This window comes from Streptomyces cellostaticus, assembly GCF_023630175.1.
Taxonomy (GTDB): Bacteria; Actinomycetota; Actinomycetes; order Streptomycetales; family Streptomycetaceae; genus Streptomyces; species Streptomyces cellostaticus_A.
The window spans coordinates 1-13,184 of sequence record NZ_JALLIN010000004.1; the positions used below are offsets into that span (position 1 = coordinate 1).

General features: G+C 70.3%; 12 protein-coding genes. 3 read left to right on the forward strand and 9 right to left on the reverse strand.

The features are described 5' to 3' along the window. Positions 1-162 precede the first annotated feature (162 nt). From MXD57_RS03320 to thyX, 3 genes are all read right to left on the reverse strand, one after another. Positions 163-1,848 carry a ribonuclease J gene (locus tag MXD57_RS03320; protein ID WP_250399740.1) on the reverse strand — a complete coding sequence of 562 codons (1,686 nt, stop codon included), beginning with the start codon at positions 1,846-1,848 and terminating at the stop codon, positions 163-165. A 156-nt stretch (positions 1,849-2,004) separates the two neighbouring features. Then, positions 2,005-2,904 carry a 4-hydroxy-tetrahydrodipicolinate synthase gene (gene dapA / locus MXD57_RS03325; RefSeq protein WP_250399741.1) on the reverse strand — a complete coding sequence of 300 codons (900 nt, stop codon included), beginning with the start codon at positions 2,902-2,904 and terminating at the stop codon, positions 2,005-2,007. A 211-nt stretch (positions 2,905-3,115) separates the two neighbouring features. Further along, positions 3,116-3,859, reverse strand: a complete 744-nt coding sequence (gene thyX, locus MXD57_RS03330) for an FAD-dependent thymidylate synthase (RefSeq protein ID WP_250399742.1) — start codon at positions 3,857-3,859, stop codon at positions 3,116-3,118. Positions 3,860-4,017: 158 nt separating this feature from the next. Here thyX and MXD57_RS03335 point away from each other — a divergent pair, with 158 nt between their 5' ends. Continuing rightward, positions 4,018-4,290 carry a hypothetical protein gene (locus tag MXD57_RS03335; RefSeq protein ID WP_250399743.1) on the forward strand — a complete coding sequence of 91 codons (273 nt, stop codon included), beginning with the start codon at positions 4,018-4,020 and terminating at the stop codon, positions 4,288-4,290. Positions 4,291-4,380: 90 nt separating this feature from the next. After that, entirely contained in the window at positions 4,381-4,935 is a 555-nt protein-coding gene (locus tag MXD57_RS03340; protein WP_250399744.1) for a hypothetical protein, read from the forward strand. Between the two features lie 86 nt (positions 4,936-5,021). Here MXD57_RS03340 and MXD57_RS03345 read toward each other — a convergent pair whose 3' ends face one another. The 5 genes from MXD57_RS03345 to rpsO form a co-directional block, all read right to left on the reverse strand. Then, on the reverse strand, positions 5,022-5,474 hold the full coding sequence (locus tag MXD57_RS03345) for a hypothetical protein (RefSeq protein WP_250399745.1): 453 nt from the start codon (positions 5,472-5,474) through the stop codon (positions 5,022-5,024). A 13-nt stretch (positions 5,475-5,487) separates the two neighbouring features. Then, entirely contained in the window at positions 5,488-6,240 is a 753-nt protein-coding gene (gene dapB / locus MXD57_RS03350) for a 4-hydroxy-tetrahydrodipicolinate reductase (protein WP_250399746.1), read from the reverse strand. A gap of 24 nt (positions 6,241-6,264) precedes the next feature. Continuing rightward, entirely contained in the window at positions 6,265-7,644 is a 1,380-nt protein-coding gene (locus MXD57_RS03355) for a M16 family metallopeptidase (RefSeq protein ID WP_250399747.1), read from the reverse strand. After that, the gene (locus MXD57_RS03360; protein WP_250399748.1) at positions 7,641-9,860 is read right to left on the reverse strand and encodes a polyribonucleotide nucleotidyltransferase; all 2,220 of its coding nucleotides are present in this window, start codon (positions 9,858-9,860) and stop codon (positions 7,641-7,643) included. Before MXD57_RS03360 ends, MXD57_RS03355 begins: the two co-directional genes overlap by 4 nt. A 332-nt stretch (positions 9,861-10,192) precedes the next feature. Further along, positions 10,193-10,480: a 30S ribosomal protein S15 gene (gene rpsO, locus MXD57_RS03365; protein WP_020138875.1), complete on the reverse strand. Its 288-nt coding sequence runs from the start codon at positions 10,478-10,480 to the stop codon at positions 10,193-10,195. A gap of 282 nt (positions 10,481-10,762) precedes the next feature. Between rpsO and MXD57_RS03370 the strand changes: the two genes are divergently transcribed. Beyond that, positions 10,763-11,056 (forward strand): DUF397 domain-containing protein, encoded by a 294-nt coding sequence (locus MXD57_RS03370; protein ID WP_250399749.1) that lies wholly within the window; start codon positions 10,763-10,765, stop codon positions 11,054-11,056. Positions 11,057-11,378: 322 nt separating this feature from the next. Here MXD57_RS03370 and eccD read toward each other — a convergent pair whose 3' ends face one another. Next, entirely contained in the window at positions 11,379-12,887 is a 1,509-nt protein-coding gene (gene eccD, locus MXD57_RS03375) for a type VII secretion integral membrane protein EccD (RefSeq protein ID WP_250399902.1), read from the reverse strand. Positions 12,888-13,184 lie beyond the last annotated feature (297 nt).

Genomic DNA, 13,184 nt, shown 5'->3' on the forward strand with positions numbered 1-13,184 from the left:
TTATCAGAAGTTCTGAGCCGGATTTCCCACCCGATCCGAGGTCACCGTCGTCCAGCGCATGAAGCTCTGGGGTTCCCCCTCGGGCGGAGCCGTAAACGTACTGGAGCGGGGTGCCCCGATGCAAATCGAGGCGCCCCGCTCCCAGTTCACGCAGTCGACGTGTCAGACCTCCACGACGACCGGCAGGATCATCGGCCTGCGGCGGTAGGTGTCCGAGACCCACTTGCCCAAGGTGCGGCGGATCAACTGCTGCAACTGGTGCGGCTCCACGACGCCGTCCTGGGCGGAGCGCTCCAGCGCCTCGTTGATCTTCGGGACGACGCCGGTGAAGGCGGAGTCCTCGATGCCGGAGCCACGGGCCTGGATGTGCGGGCCGCCCGTGATCTTGCCGGTGGACGAGTCCACCACCACGAAGACCGAGATGATGCCCTCGTCGCCCAGGATCTTGCGGTCCTTCAGGGCCGGCTCGCCCACATCGCCGACGGAGAGGCCGTCGACGTACACGTACCCGGCCTGCACCTTGCCGGAGATCCGGGCCTTGCCCTGGACGAGGTCGACCACCACGCCGTCCTCAGCGATGACGATCCGGTCGTGCGGGACACCGGTCATCGCGCCCAGCTCGGCGTTGGCGCGCAGGTGCCGCCATTCGCCGTGGACGGGCATCAGGTTCTTCGGGCGGCAGATGTTGTAGAAGTACAGCAGCTCGCCCGCGGACGCGTGGCCGGAGACGTGCACCTTGGCGTTGCCCTTGTGCACGACGTTGGCGCCCCAGCGGGTCAGGCCGTTGATCACGCGGTACACCGCGTTCTCGTTGCCCGGGATGAGGGACGACGCCAGGATCACCGTGTCGCCGGGGACGATGCGGATCTGGTGGTCGCGGTTGGCCATGCGGGACAGGGCGGCCATGGGTTCGCCCTGGGAGCCCGTGCAGACCAGGACCACCTCGTGGTCCGGGAGGTCGTCGAGGGTCTTGACGTCCACGACCAGGCCCGGCGGGACCTTCAGGTAGCCGAGGTCGCGCGCGATGCCCATGTTGCGGACCATCGAGCGGCCGACGAAGGCGACCCGGCGGCCGTACTCGTGGGCCGCGTCCAGGATCTGCTGGATGCGGTGGACATGGCTGGCGAAGCTCGCCACGATGATCCGCTTGCGGGCTCCGGCGAAGACCTGGCGCAGGACGTTGGAGATGTCCCGCTCGTGCGGTGTGAAGCCCGGGACCTCGGCGTTCGTCGAGTCGCTCAGGAGGAGGTCGATGCCCTCCTCGCTGAGCCGGGCGAACGCGTGCAGGTCGGTGAGGCGGTTGTCCAGCGGAAGCTGGTCCATCTTGAAGTCGCCCGTGTGCACGGCCATGCCGGCGGGGGTGCGGATGGCGACCGCCAGGGCGTCCGGGATGGAGTGGTTGACCGCGATGAACTCGCAGTCGAAGGGACCGATGCGCTCCCGGTTCCCCTCCGCCACCTCGAGGGTGTAGGGGCGGATCCGGTGCTCCTGGAGCTTGGCCTCGATGAGCGCGAGGGTCAGCTTGGAGCCGATGAGCGGGATGTCCGGCTTCTCGCGGAGCAGGAAGGGGACGCCACCGATGTGGTCCTCGTGCCCGTGGGTGAGGACGATGCCCTCGATGTCGTCGAGACGGTCCCGGATGGACGAGAAGTCCGGCAGGATCAGGTCGATTCCGGGCTGCTCCTCCTCGGGGAAGAGCACTCCGCAGTCGACGATCAGCAGGCGGCCCCCGTATTCGAAGACCGTCATGTTCCGGCCGATCTCGCCGAGACCGCCGAGCGGAGTGACGCGCAGGCCGCCCTCGGGGAGCGACGGGGGCGGTCCGAGTTCAGGATGCGGATGACTCAAAAGACTCTCCTCACCATGCGCGCCACGTACCGGTCGGGCACGTGGCGCGCATGACGTTCGTGCAGAAGCAGTTGTCGTTGTGGGGTGCGGGCACCGGTGGCCCGCTGTTCTGTTGTCCGATTCAGTTGTCAAGCTCGGGTGGTGCCAAGTCTGTTGTCAGAGCTGTACCCCGCCGGCGGCAAGATCGATCTTGAGCTGGGCGATCTCCTCGGGCGAGCACTCGACCATGGGCGCCCGCAGGGGTCCCGCGGGCAGCCCCTGGAGGGTCAGAGCGGCCTTGGTGGTCATGACGCCCTGCGTACGGAACATGCCGGTGTACACCGGGAGCAGCTTCTGGTGGATCTCCGTGGCCTTGACGACGTCGCCCGAGGTGTACGCGTCCACGAGGGCACGCAGGTCGGGGGTGACAACATGGCCGACGACGGAGACGAAGCCGACCGCGCCCACGGAGAGCAGCGGCAGGTTCAGCATGTCGTCACCGGAGTACCAGGCGAGGCCGGAGCGTGCGATGGCCCAGCCGGCCCGGCCGAGGTCGCCCTTGGCGTCCTTGTTGGCGACGATGCGCGGGTGCTCGGCCAGGCGGACCAGGGTCTCGGTGTTGATCGGGACCCCGCTGCGGCCGGGAATGTCGTAGAGCATGACCGGCAGCCCGGTGGTGTCCGCGATGGCCGTGAAGTGCCGGTACAGGCCCTCCTGAGGGGGCTTGTTGTAGTACGGGGTCACGACCAGCAGGCCGTGCGCGCCGGCGCGCTCCGCGTCGCCGGCCAGTTCGATGCTGTGGCGGGTGTCGTTGGTGCCGACTCCGGCCACGACGTGGGCGCGGTCGCCGACCGCTTCCACCACGGCTCGTACGAGATCCGCTTTCTCCGCGTTGCTGGTGGTGGGGGACTCGCCGGTGGTGCCGTTGATGATCAGGCCGTCGTTGCCTGCGTCCACCAGGTGGGCGGCGAGCCGCTGCGCGCCGTCGAGGTCGAGTGCGCCGTCCGCCGTGAAAGGCGTGACCATGGCGGTGAGGACCCGCCCGAAGGGGGTCTGCGGAGTCGAGGTCGGAGCCATGGGTAACACGCTACTCGGTGCTCCAGGCGTGGTCTGCCCGTGGGGGGCCGGGTAAGTCAGGACAAATGCGGAGCCCGGCACTGCCTGCTCGGGGGTTCAAGCAGTGCCGGGTCCGTTTGATCAGGCTAGATGAACTTCTCCGAATGCCGCAATACGGACACTTCGCCCGGCTGATCCGTACATCCGTTCCGCGTGGGGGAACAGGGCTTCGTTACGGAGCCACACGTCCGTTCGCGTTGAAGGCGGCATATGTGAGCGGCATGAGCCGGGCCCATTCCGCCTCCATCAGCTCGCCGACCATCTCGATCTCCCGCTGCGGGAAGGACGGCACCTTGGCCAGTTCGTGCTGGGTGCGCAGACCGAGGAAGTGCATCAGGGAGCGGGCGTTGCAGGTGGCGTACATCGAGGAGAAGAGACCGACGGGAAGAGCGGCGCGGGCCACCTCGCGGGCGACGCCCTCGGCGAGGAGCTTCCGGTAGGCCGTGTACGCCTGCTCGTAGGACTCCTCCAGGGTGCCGCGCACCGCCTCCCGCTGGGTCTGCGTGCCCTCGACGAAGACGTACTTGCCCGGGCGGCCCTCCTGGACCAGTTTGCGGTCCTCGCCGGGGACGTAGAAGACCGGCTCGAGCTCCCGGTAGCGGCCCGACTCCTCGTTGTACGACCAGCCGACCCGGTGCCGCATGAACTCGCGGAAGACGAAGATCGGTGCGCTGATGAAGAAGGTCATCGAGTTGTGCTCGAACGGGCTGCCGTGGCGGTCGCGCATCAGGTAGTTGATCAGGCCCTTGGAGCGCTCCGGATCCTTCTTCAGCTCGTCCAGCGACTGCTCGCCGACGGTGGAGACGCGGGCGGCGAAGAGGACGTCGGCGTCCGACGCGCTGGACTTCACCAGCTCGACGGTGACATCGCTGCGGAAAGTGAGCGACTCGGGGGTGGTCACGGGGGTCCTTCCCATCACTTCTTGAGGTTCGCGCCCACTGTACGGGGCACCCCTGACACCCCCGAACAGTGACCTTGCCACGCATTTTTTCGGACAAGGGCACCTTTTGTGCCACTCGCGCGTCTGTACCGGTAAGGCCTGATCGTCCGACCCCGAAAGGAGCTGAGCCCGCGATGTCCCTCTCCCGGCGACCGCAGGGAGGTGCCTCCGGTGAGCCCGTGCCCTTCGTCTTCCCGGCCGAGGCGGACCGGTTCCGCAGCAATGTCACTCCCCCGCCCCGTGAGCGGGCGTCGCTCGGTGAACTGGCCGGGCGCTGGCTGCTGGGCCTGACCGTCATCGCCGGGCTGGTCGGGGCCCTGGTCCTCGGAATGCCGGCGCTGTCCACACCGTCCGGTGCGCCGGACCAGCAGTCCCAGGCCTCGCAGGGGCACTCCCGGGGCCACTGACCCTTACGGCCGCCCAAGGGTGGTGGGCGCGAACCCGGCCGGATAGCCTCACCGGGCACAGCCCCAGCGAGGATCGAGTGAGGACCAGCCGTGCCCCTGCCCTTCCTGACGGCCGACCGCTCCTTCGACGCGGCTTCCGAGAGCCCGCTGCCGTACGACGACCGGGACCGCTGGCGGCGGCCCTACCGGCCCGGGCCGTGGCGGGTGGGCGGTGCCGCCCTGGGACTTCTGCTCTCCTCGTTCGTGCTGTTCGGGGCGGTCCTCATCGCCCTGACCGACTCGGTGTCCGCCGCGGGCCTGGTCCTGGCCCTGGCGCTGACCGTCATCGCCTCGGCGCTGCGCGTCCTGCGCATGGGCGTGTGGGTGAGCGCGCGCGGGCTGCGCCAGGTGGGTTTCCTGGTCACGCGTACCGCGCCCTGGCAGCGGGTGATCGCGGTGCGGACGGCTCAGCAGCCGGTGCGCTGGCTCGGGCTGCCGCGCACCGTGCAGGGTCAGGCGCTGACGCTCGTGCGCAAGGACCGGGCCGTCGAGGACACTCCGCCGCTGCTGACCACGCACTCCCTCGACTTCCTGGACCGGCCCGCGGCCTTCGACCGGGCGGCGGACACCGTGGAGGCGTGGGCCGCGGAGTACGGGCGCGGCTGATCTTCCCCGGACCATGACGAAGGGGCCGGCCCGCGGTGCACGCGGTCCGGCCCCTTGCTCGTACCCGGCCGGCCCGGCCCGGCGCGTCAGACCTGGGCGGGCCTGCCGTCGTGCAGGGCGATCGCCCGCTGCATCGCCTTTCGGGCACGCGGGGTGTCGCGGGCGTCGTGGTAGGCGACGGCGAGGCGGAACCAACTGCGCCAGTCGTCCGGGGCCGCCTCCGTCTCTGCCTTGCGCCGGGCGAACACCTCGTCCGCCGAGTCGCGGTCGACACGGCCGCTCGGGGTGCGCCTCAGCTCGTCCACGGGCAGGCCGCCCTCGGCCTCGAGTTCGGCCGCCAACTGGTTGGCCCTGCGGACGAACTGGGTGTTCTTCCACAGGAACCACAGGCCGATGACCGGCAGGACGAGTACCGCGACGCCGAAGGCGACGGTCAGGAGTGTGCCGGTCTGTATGAGCATGACGCCGCGGCTGCCGACCAGGACGAAGTAGAAGACCAGGACGGCGGCCGTGACGAGGTAGGTGATCTTCGCGCGCATGACGTGTTCGGGCTCAGCTCAGGTCGAGGAAGTGTTCCAGGCCGAAGGTGAGGCCCGGGGTCGACACCACGCGGCGGGCGCCGAGCAGGATGCCCGGCATGAAGCTGCTGTGGTGCAGGGAGTCGTGCCGGATGGTGAGGGTCTCGCCCTCGGCGCCGAGCAGCACCTCCTGGTGGGCCAGCAGGCCGCGCAGCCGGACGGAGTGCACGGGCACGCCGTCGACGTCCGCCCCGCGGGCGCCGTCCAGGGCGGTCACGGTGGCGTCCGGCGCCGGGGCCGAACCGGCCCGGCGGCGGGCCTCGGCGATGAGCTGGGCCGTGCGGGCGGCGGTCCCGGAGGGGGCGTCCACCTTGTTCGGGTGGTGCAGCTCGACGACCTCGACCGACTCGAAGTACGGGGCGGCGAGCTGCGCGAACCTCATGGTGAGCACCGCGCCGATGGAGAAGTTCGGCGCGATGAGGACGCCCGTCTGCGGGAACTGGGCGAGCCAGCCCGTCAGCTGCGCGAGGCGCTCCTCGGTCCAGCCCGTCGTACCGACCACCGCGTGGATGCCGTGGCGCACGCAGAAGTCGAGGTTGCCCATGACGGAGGCGGGGGTGGTGAGTTCGACGGCGACCTGGGCGCCGGTGTCCGCCAGGGTCTCCAGCTTGTCGCCCCGGCCCAGGGCGGCGACCAGCTCCATGTCCTCGGCGGCCTCGACCGCCCGTACCGCCTCGGACCCGATCCGGCCCTTGGCGCCGAGTACCGCCACGCGTAGCTTGCTCATCTGTTGCTTCCTTACCGGAGGTGATTAGGCGACGGCGTCGCGCAGTCGTGCGGCCTGCTTGTCCTTCAGCGGGCCGATGACCGACAGCGACGGGCGTTGGCCCAGGACGTCCCGGGCGACCGAGCGGACCTCGTCCGGGGTGACCGCGGCTATCTTCGCCAGCATGTCGTCCACGGACATCTGCTCGCCCCAGCACAGCTCGCTCTTGCCGATGCGGTTCATCAGCGCGCCGGTGTCCTCCAGGCCCAGGACGGTGGAGCCCTGGAGCTGACCGACGGCCCTGCCGATCTCGTCGTCGGAGAGGCCGTTCTGGGCGACCTGGTCGAGCTCGTCCCGGCAGATCCTCAGCACGTCGTGCACCTGGCTGGGCCGGCAGCCGGCGTACACGCCGAACAGGCCGCAGTCGGCGAAGCCCGAGGTGTACGAGTACACGCTGTAGGCGAGGCCGCGCTTCTCCCGGACCTCCTGGAAGAGGCGGGAGGACATGCCGCCGCCGAGGGCGGTGTTGAGCACGCCCATCGCCCAGCGGCGGTCGTCGGCGCGGGCGAGGCCCGGCATGCCGAGGACGACGTGCGCCTGCTCGGTCTTGCGGGTGAGCAGCTCCATCCTGCCGGTCGCGCGGATCGCGCGGCGGCCGTCGCGCGGGGCGATGGGCTGCGCGCCGGGGTCCGTGAAGGCCTCCGCCTTCTCGAAGGCGGCGCGGACCTGCCGTACGACCTTGTTGTGGTCGATGTTGCCGGCGCAGGCGACCACGAGGTGGGTCGGGTCGTAGTGCTTCCTGTAGAAGCGGCGGATGCGGTCGGCGGTGAGGGCGTTGACCGTGTCCACGGTGCCGAGGACCGGGCGGCCGAGGGCGTTGTCACCGAACATGGTGTGCGCGAACAGGTCGTGCACGCAGTCGCCCGGGTCGTCCTCGGTCATCGCGATCTCTTCGAGGATGGCGCCGCGCTCGACGTTGACGTCCTCCTCGAGGATCAGCGAGCCGGTCAGCATGTCGCAGACGACGTCGATGGCGAGCGGCAGGTCGGTGTCGAGCACGCGCGCGTAGTAGCACGTGTACTCCTTGGCCGTGAACGCGTTCATCTCGCCGCCGACGGCGTCGATCGCGGCGGAGATGTCCAGCGCGCTGCGCTTGGCGGTGCCCTTGAAGAGCAGGTGCTCCAGGTAGTGCGTGGCGCCGTTCAGCGACGGGGTCTCGTCGCGGGAGCCCACGTGCGCCCAGATGCCGAAGGTGGCCGAGCGCACGGAGGGCAGGGTCTCGGTGACGATGCGCAGGCCACCGGGGAGGGTGGTCTTGCGGACCGTGCCGATGCCGCCGGTGCCCTTGATGAGGGTTTGGGTACGGGCGACGGCCCGCGCCTCCGAAGAGGTGCGGGCCGTCGCCTTGGAGCCACGGGACGTCACTGGTCGGCGTCGTCCTTCTTCGTCTCGTCGCCTTCATCGCCCTCGATCACCGGAACGAGGGACAGCTTGCCGCGGGAGTCGATCTCGGCGATCTCGACCTGGACCTTCTGGCCCACACCGAGGACGTCCTCGACGTTCTCCACGCGCTTGCCGCCGGCGAGCTTGCGGATCTGCGAGATGTGCAGCAGACCGTCCTTGCCCGGGAGCAGCGACACGAACGCACCGAAGGTCGTCGTCTTCACGACGGTGCCCAGGTAGCGCTCGCCGACCTCCGGCATGGTCGGGTTGGCGATGCCGTTGATCGTGGCGCGGGCGGCCTCGGCGGCCGGGCCGTCGGCGGCACCGATGTAGATGGTGCCGTCGTCCTCGATCGTGATCTCGGCGCCGGTGTCCTCCTGGATCTGGTTGATCATCTTGCCCTTGGGGCCGATGACCTCACCGATCTTGTCCACGGGGATCTTGACGGTGATGATCCGCGGGGCGTTCGGGGACATCTCGTCCGGCGTGTCGATCGCTTCCATCATCACGTCGAGGATGTGGAGGCGGGCGTCGCGGGCCTGCTTGAGGGCCGCGGCCAGGACGGAGGCCGGGATGCCGTCCAGCTTGGTGTCGAGCTGGAGGGCGGTCACGAACTCCTTGGTGCCGGCGACCTTGAAGTCCATGTCGCCGAAGGCGTCCTCCGCACCGAGGATGTCGGTGAGGGCGACGTAGTGCGTCTGGCCGTCGATCTCCTGGGAGATCAGGCCCATGGCGATACCGGCGACGGGGGCCTTGAGCGGCACACCGGCGTTCAGCAGCGACATGGTGGAGGCGCAGACCGAGCCCATGGACGTCGAGCCGTTGGAGCCGAGGGCCTCGGACACCTGGCGGATCGCGTAGGGGAACTCCTCGCGCGTCGGCAGGACCGGCACGATCGCGCGCTCGGCGAGCGCGCCGTGACCGATCTCGCGGCGCTTGGGGGAGCCGACGCGGCCCGTCTCACCGACGGAGTACGGCGGGAAGTTGTAGTTGTGCATGTAGCGCTTGCGGGTCACCGGGGAGAGGGTGTCCAGCTGCTGCTCCATGCGGAGCATGTTCAGGGTGGTGACGCCCAGGATCTGGGTCTCGCCACGCTCGAACAGCGCCGAGCCGTGCACGCGCGGGATGGCCTCGACCTCGGCGGCCAGCGTACGGATGTCCGTGACGCCGCGGCCGTCGATACGGACCTTGTCCTTGATGACACGCTCGCGGACCAGCTTCTTGGTCAGCGCGCGGTACGCGGCGGAGATCTCCTTCTCGCGGCCCTCGAACTGCGGGAGCAGCTTCTCGGCGGCGATGTCCTTGACGCGGTCCAGCTCGGCCTCGCGGTCCTGCTTGCCGGCGATGGTGAGCGCCTGGGCGAGCTCGCTGCGGACCGCGGCGGTCAGGGCCTCGAGGACGTCGTCCTCGTAGTCCAGGAAGATCGGGAACTCGGCGGTCGGCTTGGCGGCCTTCGCGGCGAGGTCCGACTGCGCCTTGCACAGGACCTTGATGAAGGGCTTCGCGGCCTCGAGGCCGGCGGCCACGACCTCCTCGGTCGGCGCCTCGGCACCGCCCTTGACCAGCTGGATGGTCTTGTCGGTGGCCTCGGCCTCGACCATCATGATCGCGACGTCGCCGTCCTCCAGGACGCGACCGGCGACGACCATGTCGAAGACGGCGTCCTCGAGCTCGGTGTGCGTCGGGAACGCGACCCACTGGCCGTTGATCAGCGCGACGCGGACGCCGCCGACCGGGCCGGAGAAGGGCAGACCCGCGAGCTGGGTGGACGCGGAGGCGGCGTTGATCGCCACGACGTCGTACAGGTGGTCGGGGTTGAGCGCCATGATCGTGGCGACGACCTGGATCTCGTTGCGAAGGCCCTTCTTGAAGGACGGACGCAGCGGACGGTCGATGAGACGGCAGGTGAGGACGGCGTCCTCGGAGGGACGGCCCTCGCGGCGGAAGAAGCTGCCGGGGATCTTGCCGGCGGCGTACATGCGCTCCTCGACGTCCACCGTCAGGGGGAAGAAGTCGAGCTGGTCCTTGGGCTTCTTGGAAGCGCTGGTGGCCGACAGCACCATGGTGTCGTCGTCCAGGTACGCCACGGCGGAGCCGGCGGCCTGCTTGGCCAGGCGGCCCGTCTCGAAGCGGATGGTGCGGGTGCCGAAGGCGCCGTTGTCGATGACGGCCTCGGCGTAGTGGGTCTCGTTCTCCACTAGCGTTTTCTCCTCGTCTTCGTCCCTCGCCGCCCGTGTGGCGGGGGGACGTTTGTGGAGAAGCGCTCCGTCTGGTGCGGGCCGGTCTTCGATCGAAGCACCCGGGGCTCACTTCCCCCCGGGGGCCACTACCGAGGACCGGCGGCGGCGAGGTGCGCTCCTCCTCGTTCTGTTTTGTACGGGTCTGCCGTACGTGTTCCGTGTCGTGCGTACTGCGTTGTGCTACCACACTACAAAGCGGGTGTGACACCGCGCACGTTCCGCACGTTCCGCACGTACGGCAAAGGGAGCGGCCCCCGAGTCATTTCGGGAACCGCTCCCTTCACGGCGTGCTACTTCGCGCCCGCCGCACCGCGGCGGATGCCCAGACGGTCGACCAGCGTACGGAAGCGCTGGATGTCCTTCTTCGCCAGGTACTGCAGCAGGCGACGGCGCTGACCGACCAGGATCAGCAGACCACGGCGGGAGTGGTGGTCGTGCTTGTGGGTCTTGAGGTGCTCCGTCAGGTCGGAGATGCGACGCGACAGCATGGCGACCTGGACCTCGGGGGAGCCGGTGTCGCCCTCCTTGGTACCGAACTCGGTGATGATCTGCTTCTTCGTAGCGGCGTCGAGCGACACGCGTACTCCTCAATAGTCTGATAAGTGCCTTCGAGTGCCCCCGGTCCACATCTCGGGGGAGCTTCCACGACTCGGGAGGCGGGGATCCGCTGAGCGCGGCCTCCAGGGCGGCAGGCGATACCTGCGGTTGCTCCGGGGGTGCGTACACAAACGGCCGTCGACCAGGGTACCAGGCGGCCGAGGGCCCCTCGGCCCCGGTTCCGGAACGCCCCGGAGCGCGGGGCGGCCGCCACTAGGGTGACCGTACTGAGCGTACGTACGTCGGGAAGGGGTCGCTTCGGGATGGCGGAGTCGGAAGCGGAGATGAAGGCACGCAAGGAGCGGGAGCGGGACGAGCTGTACGCGCTCGACATCTCGGACGCCGAGTGGCACTGCGCGCCGGGCACCGAGGAGCACGAGGAGCGGGTCGAGATCGCGTACCTGCCCGCGGGGGCGGTGGCGATGCGCTCCTCCCTCGACCCGGGCACCGTCCTGCGCTACACGGAGGCCGAGTGGCGGGCCTTCGTCCTGGGCGCCCGCGACGGCGAGTTCGACCTGAAGCCGATGCCGCACAACGGCGGGCTCGCGGCGGACTGAGCAAGCACCGGGCGAGTACTGGGCGAGTACGGCGGAGGGCGGCACGCGCGCGTGCCGCCCTCCGCCGGTGCCGGCGCCGGTGGGTTGCCGTCTCCCCCAGCGCCTCTCGTTCGGATCGCGCGGGCTCGCGGGGTGCGGCCGGATCCGAACGGAAGACCTCAGTGCCGCGTCGGCCGGGGTTCGCCCGTCGAGGAGCGGTGTCCGGCGGGTGCCCCCGGCGTGCCGGGCGGAAGCCCTCGTACCGGGCGCACCCGGGCTCCGGCCGGTGCGGCGACGGTGCCCGCCGGGCATCGCGACGGGGCGAACCCCGGCCGACGCGGCACTAGCTGGTCATCGCCCGGGCCTGCGCGTAGACGTCGAAGACGGCCAGCGCCAGCGGGATCAGCGTGAGCAGCACGAAGCTCTCGGCGATCTCCAGGAAGCGTCCCCAGAAGGGGGTGACGCCGCGCCGCGGGGTGATCAGGGCGATCGCGGTGACCAGGGCGATCGCCGCGCCCACCGCCGCGGCGAGCCAGACGCTGCGGATGTCGAGGGCGGTGGTGTCGCCCTGGAAGGCGTCGATCACGTAGTCGCGCGGCGGGTTCAGGGCGAGACCCAGGCCGAGGAAGACGATGGCGGCGAGGCCCGCCGCCAGGGTGGCGCCGACCTGCTGGGTGTAGCGGAACAGGTGCGCCCGCATCAGCATCGCCACACCGGTCGCGAGGGCCAGGAGCTGCGCCCAGGTGTTGCTGGAGAAGCCGAGCACGATCGAGGCGCCGACGGCCACGAGGGCGCAGCCGCCGACGAGGCCGACGAGCAGTTCGTGGCCGCGGCGGGCCTGGGCGGCCACCCGTTCGGCGTCCACGGGCTCCTGCGGGGCGGGCTCGCCGCCGCCGTAGCCGCCGCGGGACGGGTTGGGCGGCTCGAAACCGATGGGCAGCCGCGCGAAGCGCATGGACAGACCCGGCAGGAAGGCGAGCGCCACGACGGACAGCGGGGCGCAGACGGCCGCGGTCTCGATGGGCCGCAGCTCGGTGAGGATCGCGACGAAGGTGGTGATCAGGCCGACGGCGGAGGCGAAGACGAACGCGACGAAGGGCCCGTCACCGCCCGGCGACACCAGGGTGAGCACCACGGAGGCGACGAGGACCGCCGCGCAGGCGAGCAGGAACTGCAGCCGCCCGATGCCCTCGCCGCCGGAGAGCGGCAGCAGCCCCGAGCCCGCCACGCCGACGTTCGGCAGCGCCCCGAGCCCGAGCGCGACCGCGGAGCCCCGGTCCTCGTACACGCGCGCGCGTACGCAGGCGATGCCGACGAGCAGCAGGCCGGTGACTCCCGCGATGACGCCCTGCAGGCTGTTCATGTCGTGCCGGATCTGCGAGCTCCAGGCCACGAACGCGAGGAGCGCGGGCAGGATGCCGGCCGCGACCAGGCCGGCGGCGCGGGTGAGGTCTCCGCTCCACAGGGTGCGGTCACGGGTGACGGCGGAGGCCACCGCCTCGGAGACGTCGTCGAGGACGGCGGGCGGCAGGGACTCGGCGAACGGGCGCAGGGTGAGCAGTTCGCCGTCCAGGATGCGCTGGGCGGTGAAGGAGCGGGCGCCGTCGAGGACGGTGCCGTCCCGCCGGACCAGGTGGTAGCCGACCGGCGCGCCCTCGGCGGGACTCTGCTGGGAGAGGCGCAGGATCTCCGGGTACAGGTCGGCGACCGGTACGTCGTCGGGCAGCGCCACGTCGATGCGGCTGTCGGGGGCCACGATGGTGACCCGGCAGAAGCCGAAACCCATGCCCGCCCCGGAAGGGGCTCCGGTGCCCGGTCCACCGGTCGCGCCGGCCGGCGCGGAGGCCGTCATGCTCACCTGCTGTTCCCCCTCGTCGGTGGGGCGGGCCCGCGGTGCCGCCGCGCACCCTTCCGCCCGTAAAGATCCTGTGTAGGTTGAGCCGCGCCTTCCGTTCCGTCGGCCGACCGCGGGGTCGCATCCGGGGTTCGCTGGATGGCGCTCACTTCGAACCGTTGCGGATTGCCCGGTTTCTCCCGGAACGATTCGCAACTGCTCACGCGTCTCAACGGCACCCTACCGCCCGCTGTTGTCCGTGGTTGTCAGTAGGATCGCGCTTCGCGGTCGACGTTCGCCTGACACGGGGCGGCG